Below are 19826 nucleotides of genomic sequence, written 5' to 3' on the forward strand. Positions count from 1 at the left end.
CTCCGAGCTTGGCGACACTCCTTCTGGCGGAACACTTCGCTCTCTCACTGGAAAATCCGACCCGGAGGATCACAACATGTCCCACACACCGACCACCACCCCGCTGAAACCTGCCGTAAAGAACCCGCATAATATCGAGGCAAACAAGTACTACATCTTCAACGAGACCGGCAACATCATGATGGCCAGCACACTGGACGCCTCCCAGCCAATGAAGGAGTCCGTGCAGAAGGTGTTCGCCGAAGTCTCGGTGTTTTTCGCCGGGATGACTCGCGCCATTACCACCACCATCAACCCCGCAACAAAAAAACCCTACTCGCTCTACAACTACCACGCCCTTGAGGACGTCATTGGTGGATCAGGTCTCTTTGTCCATGTCACCGAGGAGGACGTGGCGTATTCGACACAGAGTTTCGGCATGGACTTTAGCAAGGAGCTCCTGGAGTCGCTGCTGGGCCTCGCGACGGGTGCCGGGGAGCTTGGCTTTGCCAGCGCCATGATCGCCTCTATCGGCAAGGAGGGGCTGCGCATCTCGGAGAGCACGAGTTCATCGGAGAGCAAGGTGGGCAATATCGTCTTCGTCTGCGAATACCTGCTCGGCATGCCTATCGTCAGCGCCATCGTGGTCTACGCCGACTGCCGTGAGAACAGCGCCAACATCAAGGCCGGCCCGTGCTTCAAGGCCGAGCGGCATACCAGCCAGTGGACGCTGCACAAGGATACCTATCTGTTCGTCACGCCGTCGTTCATCCACGAGTACGCCGGAGATCTCGACTCGGTGCAGTCAGACCCCAACTACCTGGAACTGATCAATTGGCTCAAGGGACTGGTATCACAAACGCCGACGATCACCGGAGTGTTCGACAACGACAAGGAATTGACGGACGGAGATGCGCTCACACCGGGCGACACCTACCACCTGCGTGGCGCCTTCCTGCCGATGCCCGAAGGGACGCTGGCGTTCAGTGACGGCAAGGGCGTGCTCAAGGTCGACACCTGGAGCGACGGGGAAATCACCTTCACCGCCTCCGGCACCCAGGCATCCCCCGCAACCATCGGCGTGATTCCCAAGGGAGAGAAGACCGCGGTGGTGACGACGTCGGCCAAGTTTGGCATCAAGGGCAAGACCCTGGACGACACCGACAAGGCTAGTGAGTAACCAAGTATCCGCCATCACACCAGACCGCCAACATTCCTATTCGATCAACACAGGCTTGACCGACCCACCCAGAATCATGAGGACACCAACATGAAATATACCTACCTGATAGTGACCCCTGGCGTAGATCTCGACACCTACATCATGTCTCCAGACAACGCGCACTTTAACTACTTCAAATTCGGAGATACGACCCAGCCCAACCGGCTGGACATCCGAAACGGCTACACCTCACACAACCCGGATGTCGGCGTCTGCGGTGTCTTTATTGACGAGTTGGAGGCAAAACTCGGCACCATCCTGAAACAGGAAATCGCCAACCATGCGGCGAGCACCTGCCACTCCGTGGCTGGAACTGAGTGGTTCGTAACGGATCATGCAAGAGCCAGGCGGCTTGCAAACTTTTGCTTACATTACGACAACAGCGCTATCGATGGCGGCAACTTGGAGGAGCTTCTCGTAGAGATGCTGCGTTGCCTGGCCTAGCGATAGTCCTACACTCAGGGATGATATCCGAACGGATGTAAAACCAAGGGGAAGGACGAAGACATCACATGGATTCGGCTTTCCCTTACCGCCGGATATTGCTCGCACCACCGGGACTTTTTTCAAGGCGAAAAAAAATCCCATGAAGGGATAAGCGTTAGCGCAACACACTGGCTCCCCGAACAGGACTCGAACCTGTGACCCAATGATTAACAGTCATTTGCTCTACCAACTGAGCTATCGGGGAACGACGATGTGCAACGGATCAGCGACAATTCATGGACAAGATGGCTCCCCGAACAGGACTCGAACCTGTGACCCAATGATTAACAGTCATTTGCTCTACCAACTGAGCTATCGGGGAATGATCTTGAATTGTCGGTGCTAGATGCGGGACCGGGCGTGATACGGCTCGCATCACACGATGAAACTGGCTCCCCGAACAGGACTCGAACCTGTGACCCAATGATTAACAGTCATTTGCTCTACCAACTGAGCTATCGGGGAATCGCCTCAAGCACGGGGCGTAGTATACGGATCGCCTCGAAAACGTCAAGCCTGATTGCGCTCAAGTCCCCTCGGTGTGCCTGGGCTAACTCGCTGAAAGCCCTGATGACTTGGGCGTCTTCGCGTTTCATGCCGACGACCCGGGAACACCGCAGGCACCGCCGCACCACGCCGGCATGGGCCGACCGAGCTCCAACGCCCGGACTGCCGCTCACTCTGCCGCCCCGCCATCCTGCACAGGCACCGGCAAGGCAGCCGGGGCCCCGAACCGGTGTCGACACCGCCCAACGAGGGTAACGCTGGAGCACAAGTCCGCCATTACACCCCCAGCACCCAGCACCCAGCACCCAGCACCCAGCACCCAGCACCAGCCATGGTGGATAGCGCCGTGACTGGCACACACGAAAATGCCCGTCGGCGAGCCGACGGGCATTTTGCGTATTCTGGTGGCTACGCCCTGATTTGAACAGGGGACCCCATCATTATGAGTGATGTGCTCTAACCAGCTGAGCTACGTAGCCATTTGCCGTTGACTTATGTGACGGCCGGGCCAGCAAGGCCAAGAAAATCCGACGCTTGCCGTGCCAACGGTGGAGAATTATGCACACATCTCAGGAACTTGGCAACCCAGGCCCCGACTTTTTTAGTGCACCGGCCTCCGTCACATCCTGGCGTATCCTGCCGGGACGGGAGCAGGCAACGCGGCGGCGTTACCCCTCTACACCCAGCTCGGCCTTCACCGCTCCTGCCGCCGGCTCGCCCCCCGCGGTCTCGACGCCGTCGAGCCAGGCATCCAGAAGCTCCGGGTTGGCCTGGAGGTAGTCACGCGCGGCCTGATCAGGGGCCACGCCATCGTCCATGATGGTCGCCATCAGCTGGTTCTCAAGCTCCAGGGTAAAACTTAGATTATTCAGCATTTTGCCCACGTTCGGGCAATCCTCGACATAGCCGGCGCGGGTGTTGGTGTAGACCGTCGCCCCCCCGAGGTCGGGCCCGAAGTAGTCGTCGGCCCCCTCGAGGTAGGCCATGTCAAAGTTGGTGTTCATCGGATGCGGCTCCCACCCGAGGAATACCATCCAGGTCTGATCCGGCGTTCTGGCCCGCAGCTCGGCCAGCATTCCCGCCTCGCTCGAGTCGACCAGCGACCAGTCGCCCAGGCCGAAGGCGTCGTCGTCGATCATCTGCTGAATCAACTCGTTGCCATCGTTACCCGCTTCGATGCCATGAAGTTCACTGTCGAACCGCTCGGCATGCTCGGCGAGATCGGCGACAGACGTCACCCCAGCGTCATGGACATATTGCGGCACCGCCAAGGTGTACTTGGCGCCTTCAAGGTTAGCCCCGAGCCGATCCACCTCCCCCTTCTCGACGTAAGGATCGCTGAGCGATGCCATCGACGGCATCCAATTGCCGAGAAAGACATCGAAGTCGCCGTTCTTCATCCCGGAATAGGCGATCGGCACCGATACCGTATCGATGCGGGTCTCATACCCCATCGCCTTGAGCATTTCCGTCGTCAGGGCGGTGGTCGCGGTGATATCGGTCCAGCCGACCTCGGCAAAACGCACCGGCTGGCAACTGTCGTCGGCGGCCAGTGCAGCGGTGGAAGCAGCGCCTGCCAGGGTCGCCGTCAGCAGGGTCAGGGCGTGGCGGGCAGGCGTCTTCAGGGGAGACGTCAGGAGCGTCGACATGGGGAGTCCTCTTGTAGGTGGTCCGAGATGGCAGCAGGCACCGGCCGCGCAGAACAGCGCTCGCCGCCGGAACCCGCCTACCCGCATCGCTACAACATGTGCCGATACGAGTCCTCTGGTTGAGTATGGCCGGCCAATCACCATGTCGGCGTTGAGGCCGTCAACTTTTGATTGAACGTCCAATCAATAAAAGTCATACTGCCTCTATCCTAACCACGCCAGGCGCCACCATCGCAAGGCCTGGACATAAACGCGGTAAGATCCACGACAGCGCTAACGCCCTGTTTGCGGGCACTCGAGGCCTACCGATGCCCAGGCCAACACTCATGCCGGCCCAGGCCAACGCTCATGCCGGCCCAGGCCGGCGCTCATGCCGGCGCTTATGCCGGCCCTGGCCTACGCTAGCGACGGCTGAACACGAGCTGGTCGAGGACTGGTCAAGAGTTGGCCAAGAACAGAAAGCCCGCTGAGAAAAAGGAGCGCAGCAGTGCCCAAGGTAGGAATGGAGCCCATCCGTCGTCAGCAGTTGATCCAGGCCACCATGTCGGCGATCAACGAGGTCGGTCTTGCCGATGCCACGGTGGTGCGCATCGCCCGCCACGCCGGCGTGTCAGCGGGCATCATCAGCCACTACTTCGGCGGCAAGGATGGTCTACTCGAGGCGACCATGCGCCAGATTCTCAAGGATCTCGGCACCGCCGTGGCCGCGAGGCGCAAGGCGATTTCTGAAGACACTCCTCGAGCACACATGGAGGCGATCATCGATGGCAACTTCGACTCGTCCCAGATCAATGAGCGCGCCGCCGGGACCTGGCTCGCCTTCTGGTCGAACTCTGTGCACAAGCGTGACCTGCAGCGCCTCCAGCAGGTCAACGATCGTCGACTGTTTGCCAACCTGTGCTACCAGTTCCGCCGCCTGATGCCCCGCGACGACGCCCGCCGAGCCGCCCAGGGCATGGCCGCCATGATCGATGGCCTGTGGCTGCGCGGCGCCCTCACCCCGGCGGGCCTCGATGCCGTCGAAGCGCGTCGCCTGGCCCGCGAGTATCTCGATCGACTGTTGGCGGAAACCGCTCCCTAGCCGTCTCCCGCCATTTCACGTCGCAAAGAACGTAAGCCGCGTCGCTCAACGACGCCACGCCCTACCGACAGGAGGATGCCATGGCACTTCTCGAACTCCAGACGCTATACATCGACGGCCGCCGCCAGTCCGCCACCTCCGGCGAGACCTTTGCCGTGACCAACCCCTACGACGGCAGCCACCTGGCCGACGTCCAGGTGGCCAGCGCCGCCGACGTCGATGTCGCCGTGGCCTCGGCCCAGCGTGGCCAGAAGGTGTGGGCCGCCATGTCCGGCATGGAGCGCGGCCGCATCCTCAATCGCGCCGTGGCGCTACTGCGTAGCCGCAACGACGAGATCGCCAGGCTCGAAACCCTCAATACCGGCAAGCCGTTCAGCGAGACCTCGGCGGTGGATATCGTCACCGGCGCCGACGTGCTCGAATACTACGCCGGGCTCGCCGCCGCCATCGAAGGCAGTCAGTTTCCCCTGCGCGAAGACAGCTTCGTGTATACCCGCCGTGAGCCGCTGGGCGTGATCGGTTCCATCGGCGCCTGGAACTACCCGATCCAGATCGCCTGCTGGAAGTCGGCCCCGGCGCTCGCCGCCGGCAACGCGGTGGTATTCAAGCCGAGCGAAGTCACGCCGCTGACCACACTGATCCTGGCCGAGGTCTTTACCGAGGCGGGGCTGCCCGACGGCGTGTTCAACGTCGTCCAGGGCGAGGCAGCGGTAGGTCAGGCCATCACCGGGCATCCGCATATCGCCAAGGTATCCTTCACCGGCGAGGTCGAAACCGGCAAGAAGGTCATGTCCGCGGCGGCCGCGTCGAGCCTCAAGGACGTGACCATGGAGCTCGGCGGCAAGTCGCCGCTGATCGTCTGTGCCGACGCCGATCTCGACCGCGCCGCCGACGCCGCCATGATGGCCAACTTCTACTCCAGCGGTCAGATCTGCACCAACGGCACCCGGGTGTTCGTCGACAACGCCGTCAGGGCAGATTTTGAAACGCGCATTGCCGAGCGTGTCGCTCGCATCAAGGCCGGCGACCCCATGGACCCCGAGGTCAATTTCGGTCCGCTGGTGAGCTTCGAGCACCAGCAGAAGGTGGTGTCCTACCTGGCCATCGGCAAGCAGGAAGGCGCCCGGGTGCTCGCCGGCGGCGATGCCTGGGATCAGGGTGACTGGGCCAAGGGTGCCTGGGCCGCTCCGACGGTCTTCACCGACTGCCGCGACGACATGCGCATCGTGCAGGAAGAGATCTTCGGCCCGGTGATGTCGATTCTCGGCTTCGACAGCGACGAGGAAGTGCTCCAACGCGCCAACGCCACCACCTATGGCCTGGCCGCGGGTGTCTTTACCGAGAGCCTGAACCGTGCCCATCGCATGATTCACCGTCTGGAAGCCGGCATCTGCTGGGTCAACACCTGGGGCGAGTCCCCCGCCGAAATGCCGGTGGGCGGTTACAAGCAGTCCGGCGTCGGTCGCGAGAACGGCATCGAGACCCTGGCCCACTACACCCAAACCAAGTCGGTGCAGATCGAAATGGGCCCCTTCGAGTCGGTGTTCTAAACCGTGACGACCCGCCCCCACGAGCATTGGTCACAGGCCAAGCCCGTGGGGGCGCGTCCCGCACCGGCTCCGCCGCACCGGTGCGCGCCTTGGTTGCCCCGCTGCTGCCCACCTTTGCGCTGTCTGCGGCACTGTCTCAAGCGCAGTCTCAAAACCGGCTGTCGACACGATCTCAGGCGCTGCTTTCGGCGCTGTCTGCGGCTCTGGCCCCGCCAAGCCCACAGCGACTCTCCAGATTCCTTCTCCAGGGAGGCCTTGCATGACCCAGTCCACGACCCCCGCGTCCCGCGAATTCGATTACGTCATCATCGGTGCCGGCTCTGCCGGCAACGTGCTGGCGACCCGACTCACCGAGAACGCCAGCGTCAGCGTCCTGCTCCTCGAGGCCGGCGGCCGCGATCATCGCTTCGACTTTCGCACCCAGATGCCCGCGGCGCTCGCCTATCCGCTGCAGGGCAAGCGCTATAACTGGGCCTTCGAGACCGACCCCGAACCACACATGGATGGCCGGCGCATGGAATGCGGTCGCGGCAAGGGCCTCGGCGGCTCCTCGCTGATCAACGGCATGTGCTACATCCGCGGCAACGCCCTGGACTACGACAACTGGGCCCGGCGCGACGGCCTCGCTGACTGGACCTATGCCAACTGCCTGCCGTATTTTCGCAAGTCCGAGACCCGGGATATTGGCGCCAACGACTACCATGGCGACGACGGCCCGGTCAGCGTGACCACCCCCAAACCAGGCAACAACCCGCTCTACCACGCCTTTATCGAGGCCGGTCAGCAGGCCGGCTACCCGGCCACCGAAGACGTCAACGGCTATCAGCAGGAAGGCTTCGGCCCCATGGACCGCTTCGTCACGCCCAAGGGCCGTCGCGCCTCCACCGCGCGGGGCTATCTGGATCAAGCCAAGAACCGCGACAACCTGACGATCGAGACCCGCGCCACCACCGACGTGATCACCTTCGAGGGCAAGCGTGCCGTCGGCGTGCGCTACCAGCAAAAGGGCCAGACCCAGGAGGTGCGGGTTCGCCGTGAAGTGCTGCTGTGTGGCGGCGCCATCGCCTCACCACAGATCCTGCAGCGCTCCGGTATCGGACCCAAGGAAGTCCTCGACGAACTCGGCATCGAGGCGGTCCAGGTCAACGCCAACGTCGGGGCCCACCTCCAGGATCACCTGGAGATGTACATTCAGTACGAGTGCAAGAAACCGATCTCGCTATATCCGGCGCTCAAGTGGTACAACCAACCGAAGATCGGCGCCGAGTGGCTGTTTTTCGGCGCCGGCGTGGGCGCCAGCAATCAGTTCGAGGCCGCCGGCTTCATCCGCTCCCACGACGACGAAGCCTGGCCCAACCTGCAATACCACTTCCTGCCCATCGCCATCAGCTACAACGGCAAGAGCGCGGTGCAGGCCCACGGCTTCCAGGCCCACGTCGGCTCCATGCGCTCGCAAAGCGAGGGACGCGTTCGTCTGACCTCCCGGGACCCGAAGGTAGCACCGTCGATCCTGTTCAACTACATGTCCACCGACAAGGACTGGCAGGAGTTTCGCGATGCCATCCGCCTGACCCGGGAGATCATCGCCCAGCCCGCCATGGATGAGTTTCGCGGCCGTGAAGTCTCCCCCGGCGACGGCGTCAAGACCGACGCCGAGCTCGACGCCTTTGTCCGCGAGCACGCCGAAACCGCCTATCACCCCTGCGGCACCTGCCGCATGGGCGACTCGGACGACTGCGTGGTCGATGGCGCCGGCCGCGTCCACGGCGTCGAGGGCCTCAGGGTCGTGGATGCTTCCTTGTTCCCGGTGATCCCCACGGGCAACCTCAACGCCCCGACGATCATGCTCGCCGAGCGCATGGCCGACAAGATTCGCGGCCGCGACACCCTGGCACCGAGCGCCGCAGCCTATTACGTCGCCAATGGTGCGGCCGCCCAGCGGCCGCCCGAGCGTCGGCTCGACGACGCCCACCGCTAAACCGGTGAATCCGCTCCGCCCCACCGCCCTGCGTGGCTGATGCGAGCGACACCCCGGCACGTTCTCGACGTACCCTTCTCGGCCCCACGACCCTCGTGGGGCCTTTTTGTGCCGATGAGAGTCTTCTATATTCGACCTTGGTGGAAGCCTTGGCGGATAGCGGTGGCCGCTTGCCAAACGATGGGCTAGTCTGCAACCATTCAAACAGTTGTTTCATTTCGCGCATCACGGCTCTTCGACCGTGCAACGTCGTTCCCTCGCACAGCGCAGGGGCGGCAGGGCCAACCGGGACGGCGGAGTCAACAGAGCCAACACAGCCAACAAAGAATGCCCCGCTCGATGAAACGCTAGATGAAACGCATCGTCCCAACCTAGGCTTTTGCCTCATATCGTGTTCAAGGAGAACGCCATGCTCAGCTTGCTTCTGCTGGTGCTCACGGTCGTCGGCCTCATCGCCGTCGCCCGCCGCGAGGCCGGCGCCCTGCCCGCCCTGGCCGTACCGGGTGTGCTCGGCATCGTCGGCCTGGTGCTCGACGCCGAGTTCACCGGCGTGCTGCTGTTGATCATCGCGGCCATTATCGCCGCCTGCGGCCTGCCTGCCCTGCGCGGCGCCTGGCTGTCACCGCGGCTGTTCGCCATGTTCAAACGCATGGCGCCAAAAGTCTCCGAGACCGAGCGCACCGCGCTCGAGGCCGGCAGCGTGGCCTGGGACGGCGAGCTGTTTTCCGGTCGCCCCGATTGGCAACAACTAATGCGCTTCAACGACACGGGCCTCAGTGAAGAAGAGCGCGCCTTCATCGATCACCAGTGCAGCGTCGCCACCGGCATGTGCAACGCCTGGGACGTCGCCCGCGAGCGCGCCGACCTGCCCGGTGAACTGTGGGACTACCTGAAGAAGGAACGCTTCTTCGGCATGATCATTCCCAAGCAGTACGGCGGCCTCGGCTTCTCGGCCAAGGCCCAGTCGGCGGTGCTGCAGAAACTCGCGGTCAACGAGACCCTGATGTCCACCGTCGGCGTGCCCAATTCGCTAGGCCCGGGGGAATTGCTGCTCAAGTACGGCACCCAGGAGCAGAAGGATCACTATCTGCCGCGCCTGGCCGATGGCCGCGAGATTCCCTGCTTCGGCCTGACCGGCCCCCGCGCCGGTTCCGATGCCACCTCGATCCCCGACGTCGGCATCGTGTGCAAACGCGAGATCGACGGCGAAGAGGTCCTCGGCCTGTGCCTGACCTTCAACAAGCGCTGGATCACCCTGGCACCGGTTGCCACCGTGGTTGGCCTTGCCTTTCGCATGTTCGACCCCGACCACCTGCTCAGCGACGAGGAAGATCGCGGCATCACCTGCGCCCTGGTGCCCCGCGACACGAAGGGCATGGAGATCGGTCGCCGCCACCACCCGATCGGTAGCCCATTCATGAATGGCCCGATCAAGGGCGATAACGTCTTCGTCCCTCTCGACACCATCATCGGCGGTCACGAAATGGCCGGGGAAGGCTGGCGCATGCTGGTCGAGTGCCTGTCGGTCGGTCGCTGCATCACGCTGCCTTCCGGTGCCACCGGCACCGGTCGCTACGCCATCGGCTGGGCCGGCGGCTTCGCCCGAGTGCGCCGCCAGTTCAATGTGCCGGTCGCCGAGATGGAAGGCGTTCAGGAGCCCCTGGCGCGGTTGACCGCCAAGGCCTACATCGCCCAGGCGGCGGTCTACCAGACCGCCAACACCATCGATCACGGCGAGTCGCCGGCGGTGCCCTCGACGATCCTCAAGAGCCAGCTCACCGAGTTCCAGCGCGATATCCTCGCCGATGCCATGGACATCCATGGCGGCAAGGCCGTCACCCTCGGCCCGCGCAACTACCTCGGCATCGGCTACAGCGCCAACCCGGTGGCGATTACCGTGGAAGGCGCCAACATCATGACCCGCAACCTGATGGTCTTCGGCCAGGGCGCCATTCGCTGCCACCCGTATGTGCTGCCAGAACTCGCCGCCAAGGATGCCGACGATGCCAAGGCCTTCGACAAGGCGTTCTACGGCCATATCGGCCTGATCTTCGGCAATGCCGCGCGCGCCTTCTCCCTGGGCCTCGGCATCGGCACGCCCCAGGTGCCCTTCGATGAGGTCGCCGCACCCTTCGCCAAGGACGTGACGCGCCTGTCGTCGGCCTTCAGCCTGTGCGCCGACGCCGCCATGGCGAGCCTCGGCTCCAAGCTCAAGCAGCGCGAGATGCTCTCGGCACGGCTCGGCGACATCCTCTCCAACCTCTATCTGGTCAGCATGGTGCTCAAGCAGTGGCACGAGGGCGACAAGGTCGAGGGCGAAGCGGAGCTCATGAGCTACTCCTGTCGCTTTTTGTTGAACCGCGCCGAACAAGCCTTCATCGAGGTCTTCGACAACCTGCCGAGTCGCGCCGTGGGCAAGACGCTCAAGCTCGTGGCCATGCCCACCGGACGCCGCTGGGCACGCCCCCACGACGATCTGTCTCGTGCCATCGCGGCCAAGGTATCCAACGACAGCGCCCTGCGCCACAAGATGCTCCAGGGCACCTGGGACACCAACGACGGCGTTCAGGACAACCCCCTGGCCCGCTACAACGCCCTGCTCGAGACCCAGGAGCGCGCCGAGGTGCTGTATCGCCAGATCAACAAGGCCTACGCCAAGGGCAAGCTGCCGATCCAGGCACTACACCCGGAGGAACGCCTGGAAGCCGCACTGGCCGCCGAGTTGATCAGCACCGACGACGCGGACTTCATGCGCAAGCGCGAGGCCGAGGTACTCGACATGCTGACGGTGGACGACTTCGCCTTCGATGCCTTCGTCACCGACAAGGACAAGGCCACCCAGCACGACGTCATCGCCTAAGCCGATCGACAGGTAAGGTAAGCATCAACTCCCCGGCCATGGCCGGGGTTTTTATTACGGCGGGTGGCGGCCCCGAAGACCTTCCTTCGCCCTCGGCGACATCGACACGCTTCGAGCTTCAGGTTGCGGTTGCGGCTTCGGTTACGGTTACGGTTACGGTTACGGTTACGGTTACGGTTACGGTTACGGTTACGGTTACGGTTACGGTTACGGTTACGGGACCGACGCTCACAAGGGCCAGACCCACATCACCAGGGGCACCGTCACCACCATGGCGACCAGGGTCAGCGGCAGGCCCAGTCGCCAATAGTCGCCGAAGCGATAGCCCGCCGGCCCCATCACCAGGGTGTTGGATTGGTGCCCGATAGGGGTCAGAAAGGCGCAGGAGGCACTGACCGCCACGACCATCAGAAAGGGATCCAGGGCGACATCGAACCCCTTGGCGAGACTCGCGGCGATCGGCGCCATCAGCAGCGCCGCCGCCGCATTGTTGATCACGTTGGACAGCAGCGTGCAGCACACAAACAGCCCGGCCAGCATCGCCATCGGCGGCCACTGGCTTCCCAGCGTCAGGAGGGCATCGGCCACGAGCTTCGCCCCGCCGCTGGTCTCGAGCGACTGCCCTACCGGAATCATCGCCGCGAGCAGCACCAGCACCGGGCCATCGATGGCGCGGTAGGCCTCTCGCAGTGGCATCATGCCAAGCACCAGGGTGACGAGCGCCGCCAGCGCCAGCGCCACCGAGGCCGGCAGCCAATCGAGCAGCATGGCGGCAATGGCCAGGCCGAAGATGGCCAGCGACGCCGCCAGACGACGCGGTTGACCCAAGTTCAGGTTGCGCCGCGCCAGGGGCAGGCAACCGAGCATCGCCAGACTCTCGCCGAGTTCGTCGGCGTCACCTTGCAGCAGCAATACATCGCCGGCGCGAAAGCGGATCTCGTGCAGCCGCTGGCGCAGGCGGCTGCCATCCCGGGCGACGGCGATCAGGTGCAGGCCATACTGGTGATGCAGGCGCAGCTCCACGGCGGTACGTCCGACCAGCAGGGCATCGGTTCGCACCACCGCTTCGATCAGGTGAAGCCCTTCGGTGTCGACCTTGCCGCTGTCATCGCGAGTGGCCTTGCGGGTCTGCTCCAGCGCCTGTTGCTGCTCGGCATCGCGCTCATCGCGCTCGACCAGGCCCTTGGCTCGCGCGGCCAGGTGGCGAGCTCGCTGCGTGGCATCGTCACCCTTCACCGCGGGACTCTCGCCAGCGCCCTCACCAGCACTCTCGCCAGCGCGTGACGCCGCCGCGTCATCGTCGCTGCCGGCACCGATGGCGCCGTTCGAGTCATGGGACGCCGATGCCTCATCATCGTCTACCCGTTCTGGCTCGCTGGGGGCCAGGCCAACCCGCAGCCCGGCCTTGTCCTCCAGCATCGCCATTTCTTCCGGTCCCGCTTCCAGCAGCAGGATATCGCCTTCGCGCAGCACGCCGTAAAACGCATGGCCGGCGTAGCGCTGCTCGCCTCGGACCACGGCCAGCACCGGCACGCTGTTGTCGAGCTTGCGCTGAAACCGTGCCAGCGACCAGCCGATCGCCTTGGCGCCCTCGCCGACGCTCACCTCGACCAGGTAGTTGGCGGTGTCGAACATATCATCGAGGCTGGCCTTGCCGGCTCGGCGTGGCACCAGACGCCAGCCCAGCACCACGATAAAGGCAAATCCCACCAGCGCCACGGCGCCGCCCACCGGCAGGAAATCGAACATGGCGAAGCGCTCGCCGGATATCGATGCTCGATAGCTCGAGATGATGATATTGGGAGGGGTGCCGATCAGCGTGGTCAAGCCGCCAAGCAGGGAGCCGAAGGCCAACGGCATCAACAACACCGACGGCGAGGTGTTGTGCTCCTTCGCCATGCGCATGGCGACCGGCAGCAGCAACGCCAAGGCACCGACGTTATTCATGAAGCCCGACAGCACCACCACCAGCCCGACCAGGGCACAGAGCTGATAGAGCAAGCGGTCGCCCACCTTGAGCACCTGGACCGCAATCACGTCGACCACGCCGGCAAGCTCGAACCCCCGCGACAGCACCAGCACCGCCGCCACGGTGATCACCGCCGGGTGTCCGAAGCCTGAGAAGGCCTCATCGGAGGGCACCAATCCCAGCAAGACCGCGGCCAACAGCGACGCCAATGCGACGACATCGAAACGCCAGCGACCCCAGACGAAGGCGATCAGGGTCAGCGCCAGCAACACGAAGACCAGATGACTGTCGGCCATGCTCGTCCCTCCAAATGGACGCCGTCACGAGCCGAGGGAGCTCATGCTCATCGGCTATTGCTGTATCAGTAACACTCTATTTTGGAGGATCGCACGGGAGGCGCCCGCTTGCCCAGCGGCGTCGAGAACCCCGTGAAGAGCGCCTTGAGGAGCACCGGGACAACCTCAAGCAATGCGCTGGGCCGATACATGCCATTACTCGGGAAAAGGCAAGTCGCCGTCACCGCGACGTACCTCGAACACGTTCAGGGTCATGGCGACCAGCGCGTAGTAGCCAAGCACACCCACCAACTCGACCACGGCGACCTCACCAAAGGCGGCAACGGCTTCCTGGTAGAGCGCCTCATCGACGCGGCGAGTCTCGTACAACGCCTGGCTCAGGCGATAGACCAGTGCCTCGTCGTCGGCCTCGAAGGGTGGCTCCCTGCCCGCCCGCAGCGCCTCAATCACCGCCGTCGAGACGCCTGCCTCCCGCGCGATGGGCGCATGGATTTGCCATTCCGCCTGGCTATGCCACCAGGCCGCCGTGGCCAGTATGGCGAGTTCGGTCAGGCGCAGCGGCAGTGCCGTCTCGTAGCGACAGAAGGCCCCCAGCCGCTGGGCATGATCGGCAAGCTTGGGGCTATGCACCCAGGCCAGAAAGGGGCCATCGAGGTTGCCCCTGGGGCCAGCCAGAATGGCCTCGAGCACCCGACGCTGAGCGTCGCTCATGGTGGCGTCATCAAGGGGCGTGAGGCGGGAGTGAATCGCCATGATGGGTCCTTTTAGCGTGGGATGGATAGCGCAGCGTGCTGGCGGCTACCGGGCGTCGTCACACCGCCAGCGTCGCCTCCAGCGCGTCCTCAAGCTTATCGACGATCTCGTCCAGATGCTCCGGCGCCAGGATATACGGCGGGGCCAGAAGTACGTGGTCACCGCTGCGTCCATCGTGGGTGCCGCCGGCGGGATAGCACATCAGCCCTGCCTCCATGGCGGCATCCTTGAGCCGCGCATTGACACGAAGCTCGGGGGCAAAAGGCGTCTTGGTGTCGCGATCCGCGACCAGCTCCAAGCCCCAGAACAGCCCACGACCGCGGATGTCCCCGACATGAGCATGGCCGCCGAAGCGCGCCCTCAGACGCTGCTCGAGGCCGTCGCCCAAGGTGCTGACCCGTGACAGCAGGCCGCGAGACTCCACCGCCTGCTGCACGGCCAGCGCCGCCGCGCAGGCAGTGGCATGACCGATGTAGGTGTGGCCGTGCTGAAAGGCCCCTGAGCCCGCGGCGATGGCATCGCGAATGCGACCGCTAACCAGGGTCGCCCCGATCGGCTGATAGCCGCCGCCCAGGCCCTTGGCCACGGTGATCAGATCGGCGTTGATGCCCTCCTGCTCCGCGGCGAACAGACTCCCGGTGCGGCCCATGCCACACATCACCTCATCGAGTATCAACAGGATGCGGTAACGATCGCAGATCTCGCGTACCCGGCGGAAATAGCCCGGCACCGCCGCCACGGCGCCGAGGGTGGCACCGACCACCGGTTCGGCGACAAACGCCATCACCGTCTGCGGCCCAAGGCGCTGGATCTGAGCGTCGAGCTCCGCGGCCAGGCGCTCGCCATAGGCCATTGGCGTTTCGTCCGCCCGCTGGCCGCGATAGGCGTAGCAGGGACTGACGTGGGACACCTCCATCAGCAGTGGCTCGAAGGGACGGCGTCGCCAGGCGTTGCCGCCGGTCGCCAGGGCGCCGAGCGTGTTGCCGTGATAGCTCTGGCGCCTGGCGATGACATGGCGCCGAGCCGGCTCCCCGACCTCGAGAAAGTACTGACGTGCCATCTTCAGTGCCGCTTCCACGGCCTCGGACCCGCCGGAGACGAAATACACCGACTCGAGCCCGGCCGGAGCCCTTTCCACCAGGAAATCGGCGAGTCGCTCCATCGGCTCCGAGGTAAAGAACGCGCTATGGGCATAGGCCATCCTCGCGGCCTGCTCGGTAATGGCCTCGCGCACCGCGTCATCGCTGTGTCCCAGACACGACACCGCGGCACCGCCGCAGGCATCCAGGTACCGTTTGCCCTCGGCATCGATCAGGTAAGGACCGTCGCCGGCCACGGCGGTGGGATAGGCATGCGTGAGATGACGATGGAAGACGCGGCTCATGCGGGGCTCCGGAAGAACGGGGAAGAGGACGCAACTATTGCAAAGTTTAAATGCATTTACTATTTTTGCAATTATTATTGCGACAATGGATCGACAAGAAATGGCACTATGGCTGCCCCGACATCGTCGATCCCGGCTCACGCCACCACCACCCGGCTCGCCCCCTCAGGAACCGCTGTCATGCCCCTATCCCCTGCCCCTTCTGCGTCCCCGCCCGACACCGACGTGCCTACGCTGGCGGCCTTGAAACGGCGGCTCGCGGACATTCAGGCGGGCACCGGCACGGTGCGGCTCGGCAAGCGTTCACAGCACGTTCTTGCCACCCTGATCGAAACCCCGCAGCAGAGTGCCGTCACCTCGATCAGCGATCTGGCCGCCCGTGTCGGCGTCAACGCATCCACCCTGACCCGCCTCGCCCAGCGGCTCGGCTTCGCGGGGTTTGCCGAACTCCAGGCGGTCTTTCGCCGCGAAATCACCGAAGGCGGGCAACACTTCTATAGCGACCTGGCGGCGCGCCTGAGCGACGACCGGCCCCTGAACCAACAGGGCGAGCAGGGCGAACAGCGACAGCAGCTATCGAGACTGGCCCGTCTGGGACGCCAGGAAAGCGCCAACTTCGCGGGACTGGTCGAACGTATCGATCCCGAGGTCTATGTCCGCTGCGCACGCCGCCTGGCCACCTCACGCAGGGTCCGGATTCATGGCCAGCGTCAATTTGCTTGCTTGGCCCAGTTCCTGGCCTATGGCCTTGGCATGCTGCGTGCTGATGTCGGCGAACTCGACGCCGGCCATCAAGGCGTGGCCGACGGACTGGCGAGCCTCGACCGCGGTGACGTACTGCTGGCCGCCAGCTGTTTTCCCTACACCGCCAGCGTGATCGAGACGGCCAAGATCGCCGCCCGTCACGGCATCATTGTCATCGCCCTTACCGACGGCGAGCACTCGCCCTTGGCCCAGGTCGCCACCGACGCCTTCTATGTGCCAAGCGACAGTCTGTTCTACTCCAACAGCATGTGTGCCTTCCTGCTGCTGGCCCAGGGGCTGTTGACCGAGGTCGCCGACACCCTGGGCGACGAAGGCATGCGTGCGCTGAAGCACCGCGAAACACTGATCCAGGAGCTCGGCGCAGCGCTCTAGAAACGCCGCCCTCGTCATGAAACTGCCCGCCGATTGGCGGGCAGTTTCATGGGCATGTTGTGCAGGCATACCGCATCAGCGCAGGTGGCATCGAGGCGCGTGACCCTCGCCCCACGCCTTGTCGGCGACCCTTGCCGGGCTCACGGCAGCAGGATGGTCGACCCGGTGGTCTTGCGCGATGCCACCGCGTCCTGAGCCTTGCCTGCCTCGCTCAAGGGGTAACGCTGGCTGATCGCGATCTCGATCTTGCCACTCTGGATCATGTCGAACAGCTCGCCGGCCATGTCCTCCAGACGCTCCTGAGTATCGGCATAGCCATTGAGGCTCGGCCGGGTAACGTAGAGCGCACCCTTCTGATTGAGAATGCCGATATTGACGCCCTCGACGGGGCCCGAGGCGTTGCCGAAACTGACCATCAGGCCGCGCTTTTTCAAGCAGTCCAGCGACGTCTCCCAGGTATCCTTGCCCACCGAGTCATAGACCACATCGACCATCTCACCGCCGGTCAGCTCGCGGACCCGCTCGACCACGTCTTCCCGGGTGTAGTCGATGGTCGCCCAGGCGCCATTGCGCTTGGCCAATTCGGCCTTCTCCTCGGAGCTCACCGTGCCGATCACCTTGACGCCCAGCGCCTTCGCCCACTGGCAGGCAATCGAACCGACGCCGCCGGCCGCGGCGTGAAACAGGATCGTCTCGTCGCCTTGCAGCGGGTAGGTCTGACGCAGCAGATACTGCACCGTCAGCCCCTTCAACATGGCGCCTGCCGCCGTCTCACAGGAGATCCCCTCGGGCAGCACCACGACCTTGTCCGCGGGGAGCGTGTGCATCTCGGCGTAGGCGCCAAGCGGCCCCTGGGCGTAGGCAACACGGTCGCCGACCTCCAGGTGCGTCACGCCATCGCCCACCGCGTCGACGACCCCGGCGCCCTCGGTGCCGAGCCCAGCGGGCAATGACGGCGCCGGATACAGCCCGGTGCGGAAATAAATATCGATGAAGTTCAAGCCGACGGCCTGATTGGCAATACGAACCTCGCCGGGCCCAGGATCGGTGGCGGGGACGTCGACGAGTTCCAGGACCTCGGAGCCGCCGGTGCGGGCAAACTGAATGCGCTGGGCCATGAGGCAAATCCTTACGCTGCTAATGGGAGTGGCGTCCAGTCAACCGCCCTCGCTCGATGGGGTCAAGGCAAAAGGCGCCCAAGGCAGTTGACAACAGCAACTGACCACAACTACATTGAAAATATGTATACAGTTTACTGGATTTAGTGACGACAATCGAAAGGCTCGCCCTGACGCCTCCCCAGGAATCCTGACCCAACGCATCATCCAGAACCATTCACCAAGAGCGATTCACCAAGAGCGATTCACCAAGAGCCATTCACCCAGAACATTTACCAAGAACAAGGAGTCACCCATGACCCTGAGCAATCCGATGTCTCCGCGCAACTGGTCCATGAGCAGCGTCGCCCTCGCGACAACCGTCGTCACCACCGCGGTCGCCGCGACACTGCTGATGACATCGGTCGCCTCGGCCAGTGACGGCGGCGATGACGCCTGCTCGATGACCATCTCGAGCAATGATCAGATGCAGTTCGACAAGAGCGAGCTCTCCGTGCCGGCAAGCTGCGAGACGGTCAGCCTGACCCTGGAACACGCCGGCACCATGGACAAGACGGTGATGGGGCACAACTGGGTACTGGCGGGCACCGACGACTACGAGGAGATCGCCAAGGCCGGCATGCAGGCGGGTCTCGACAACCAGTACCTGCCCCCGGACGACGAGCGTATCCTGGCCGCCACCGACGTCATCGGCGGTGGTGAGAGCACCACCATTGAGTTCTCCACCGACGCTCTGGAAGGCCGCGACCTGACGTTCTTCTGCTCCTTCCCCGGGCACTACTCGATGATGAAGGGCAGCTTCACGGTCACCGGCTCCTGAGGCTGAAACCGAGACCGAGACCGAAACGGAAACTGGGACCGAGACCGAGACTAAAGCCGAGACGGAGAAAGCCCCGAACGTAACACCGAGCCAGGCACCCTGCCTGCACCGACGGTGCGGTGGAGGTCACACCCCCGCCACGATGTCCCGGCGCGGGTCAACAACCTCCGCGCCTTCACCGCGCCGACCCTCTCGATCACAGCACAGCGCCCCCACCGGGCTGACCGGCGGGGGCGCTGTGCTGTGCTGCGGTATAAAGCGGCGAGACGCTTAGCCTCAGAGGGTCTGGGGAAAACGCTCCAGACCGGCGACGAAGCGTCGCTTGTAGTCGTCGAACAGCGCCTTGTCCTGCTTGAAGTTCGCCACCACCGAGGGCTCATCGATCGCCAGGGTACGCGGCAGGTCCTTGAGGCTGGTCGCGGGGTGCTTAGGGCCGAGGCCGATCTGCAAGTCTCCCGGCCCCTTGATCCAGCGCTGAATCCCGGCGGCGGTGAAACGTGCCTTCTGGGTATCGCTGACGGCATCGACACGCAGCGGAGCACGCTGGGCGAGTTCCGCGACGAGCTTGAGCGCGGGATTGAGGCGCTTGGGCTTATCCAGCGCCGCCTCGGCGCGCTTTTCGTCGTTGGCCGCGTCGCCAGCGACCTCGGCATCCGGGTCGAGCGACACCAACTGGGCGACGTTCATGCTCTTGCCTGCCTCATCGCTGACCAGCAGCACCAGCGCGACCGGGCGCGACTGATCGTCGACCAGGGCCAGAATACGCGCGGCTTCCTGCTTGAACAAAACCCCCAGCACGCCGGCAAACATCACCAGCGGTGCGATACCGGCCTGGTGGCCGTAGGTTTCGGCACACAGCCGTGCCAGGCAGGCTTCGCGCTGCTCGGGCTGATTGATTTTAACGACCTTCATCGATGACCTCTTCATTGCCTGACGTCGGAGGCCGCTGGCCTCCGGGCCTTGGTAGAACGGCGCCCGTCTCATTTCATTCGGAGCCTGCCACAAATCGAGGCGAGCCTAGCATATTCACGGTCCAG

Annotated in this window: 14 protein-coding genes and 4 tRNA genes; 8 read left to right on the top strand and 10 right to left on the bottom strand. The window is 64.0% G+C overall.

Annotated elements, in window-relative coordinates; all coding sequences use genetic code 11:
- Nucleotides 1-76: 76 nt before the first annotated feature.
- Both ACUN9Y_RS10345 and ACUN9Y_RS10350 read left to right on the top strand, forming a co-directional pair.
- Nucleotides 77-1159, top strand: a complete 1083-nt coding sequence (locus tag ACUN9Y_RS10345) for a hypothetical protein (RefSeq protein WP_445460624.1) — start codon at nucleotides 77-79, stop codon at nucleotides 1157-1159.
- Nucleotides 1160-1249: 90 nt separating this feature from the next.
- A complete protein-coding gene (locus tag ACUN9Y_RS10350) occupies nucleotides 1250-1645 on the top strand; it encodes a hypothetical protein (protein ID WP_445460625.1) in 396 nt (131 codons plus the stop codon).
- Nucleotides 1646-1816: 171 nt separating this feature from the next.
- On the opposite strand, the gene ACUN9Y_RS10355 is transcribed toward ACUN9Y_RS10350, so the two are convergent.
- The 5 genes from ACUN9Y_RS10355 to ACUN9Y_RS10375 all read right to left on the bottom strand — a co-directional run bounded on the left by ACUN9Y_RS10355 (nucleotide 1817) and on the right by ACUN9Y_RS10375 (nucleotide 3843).
- Nucleotides 1817-1892: transfer RNA gene (locus ACUN9Y_RS10355), tRNA-Asn, on the bottom strand.
- Nucleotides 1893-1933: 41 nt separating this feature from the next.
- Nucleotides 1934-2009 (bottom strand) — tRNA-Asn (locus ACUN9Y_RS10360).
- A 67-nt stretch (nucleotides 2010-2076) separates the two neighbouring features.
- Nucleotides 2077-2152: transfer RNA gene (locus tag ACUN9Y_RS10365), tRNA-Asn, on the bottom strand.
- Between the two features lie 444 nt (nucleotides 2153-2596).
- A tRNA-Met gene (locus ACUN9Y_RS10370) sits at nucleotides 2597-2673 on the bottom strand.
- A gap of 189 nt (nucleotides 2674-2862) precedes the next feature.
- Nucleotides 2863-3843: a choline ABC transporter substrate-binding protein gene (locus tag ACUN9Y_RS10375; RefSeq protein ID WP_445460626.1), complete on the bottom strand. Its 981-nt coding sequence runs from the start codon at nucleotides 3841-3843 to the stop codon at nucleotides 2863-2865.
- A gap of 487 nt (nucleotides 3844-4330) precedes the next feature.
- On the opposite strand from ACUN9Y_RS10375, the gene betI reads away from it, so the two are divergent.
- The 4 genes from betI (at nucleotide 4331) to ACUN9Y_RS10395 (ending at nucleotide 11312) form a co-directional block, all read left to right on the top strand.
- Nucleotides 4331-4924 carry a transcriptional regulator BetI gene (gene betI / locus ACUN9Y_RS10380; RefSeq protein WP_445460627.1) on the top strand — a complete coding sequence of 198 codons (594 nt, stop codon included), beginning with the start codon at nucleotides 4331-4333 and terminating at the stop codon, nucleotides 4922-4924.
- A gap of 80 nt (nucleotides 4925-5004) precedes the next feature.
- A complete protein-coding gene (gene betB, locus ACUN9Y_RS10385) occupies nucleotides 5005-6474 on the top strand; it encodes a betaine-aldehyde dehydrogenase (RefSeq protein WP_445460628.1) in 1470 nt (489 codons plus the stop codon).
- Between the two features lie 259 nt (nucleotides 6475-6733).
- Nucleotides 6734-8452 carry a choline dehydrogenase gene (gene betA, locus ACUN9Y_RS10390; RefSeq protein ID WP_445460629.1) on the top strand — a complete coding sequence of 573 codons (1719 nt, stop codon included), beginning with the start codon at nucleotides 6734-6736 and terminating at the stop codon, nucleotides 8450-8452.
- 409 nt (nucleotides 8453-8861) lie between these two features.
- Nucleotides 8862-11312, top strand: coding sequence for an acyl-CoA dehydrogenase (locus tag ACUN9Y_RS10395; protein WP_445460630.1), 2451 nt, complete (start codon nucleotides 8862-8864; stop codon nucleotides 11310-11312).
- Nucleotides 11313-11540: 228 nt separating this feature from the next.
- Here ACUN9Y_RS10395 and ACUN9Y_RS10400 read toward each other — a convergent pair whose 3' ends face one another.
- From ACUN9Y_RS10400 to ACUN9Y_RS10410, 3 genes are all read right to left on the bottom strand, one after another.
- Nucleotides 11541-13577 carry an SLC13 family permease gene (locus tag ACUN9Y_RS10400; protein WP_445460631.1) on the bottom strand — a complete coding sequence of 679 codons (2037 nt, stop codon included), beginning with the start codon at nucleotides 13575-13577 and terminating at the stop codon, nucleotides 11541-11543.
- Between the two features lie 195 nt (nucleotides 13578-13772).
- Nucleotides 13773-14330: a carboxymuconolactone decarboxylase family protein gene (locus ACUN9Y_RS10405; protein ID WP_445460632.1), complete on the bottom strand. Its 558-nt coding sequence runs from the start codon at nucleotides 14328-14330 to the stop codon at nucleotides 13773-13775.
- A 58-nt stretch (nucleotides 14331-14388) separates the two neighbouring features.
- Nucleotides 14389-15714, bottom strand: a complete 1326-nt coding sequence (locus tag ACUN9Y_RS10410) for an aspartate aminotransferase family protein (protein WP_445460633.1) — start codon at nucleotides 15712-15714, stop codon at nucleotides 14389-14391.
- A gap of 180 nt (nucleotides 15715-15894) precedes the next feature.
- Here ACUN9Y_RS10410 and ACUN9Y_RS10415 point away from each other — a divergent pair, with 180 nt between their 5' ends.
- Complete coding sequence (locus tag ACUN9Y_RS10415; protein WP_445460634.1) at nucleotides 15895-16851, top strand: MurR/RpiR family transcriptional regulator; 957 nt, start codon at nucleotides 15895-15897, stop codon at nucleotides 16849-16851.
- Nucleotides 16852-16991: 140 nt separating this feature from the next.
- Here the strand turns inward: ACUN9Y_RS10415 and ACUN9Y_RS10420 are convergent, their stop codons facing one another.
- Nucleotides 16992-17969 carry an NADPH:quinone reductase gene (locus tag ACUN9Y_RS10420; protein ID WP_445460635.1) on the bottom strand — a complete coding sequence of 326 codons (978 nt, stop codon included), beginning with the start codon at nucleotides 17967-17969 and terminating at the stop codon, nucleotides 16992-16994.
- A 295-nt stretch (nucleotides 17970-18264) separates the two neighbouring features.
- Here ACUN9Y_RS10420 and azu point away from each other — a divergent pair, with 295 nt between their 5' ends.
- Nucleotides 18265-18789 carry an azurin gene (azu, locus tag ACUN9Y_RS10425; RefSeq protein ID WP_445460636.1) on the top strand — a complete coding sequence of 175 codons (525 nt, stop codon included), beginning with the start codon at nucleotides 18265-18267 and terminating at the stop codon, nucleotides 18787-18789.
- A gap of 276 nt (nucleotides 18790-19065) precedes the next feature.
- Here azu and ACUN9Y_RS10430 read toward each other — a convergent pair whose 3' ends face one another.
- Nucleotides 19066-19701 (bottom strand): hypothetical protein, encoded by a 636-nt coding sequence (locus ACUN9Y_RS10430; RefSeq protein ID WP_445460637.1) that lies wholly within the window; start codon nucleotides 19699-19701, stop codon nucleotides 19066-19068.
- Nucleotides 19702-19826: the final 125 nt, after the last annotated feature.

The sequence above is a fragment of the Halomonas sp. V046 genome (assembly GCF_052645355.1).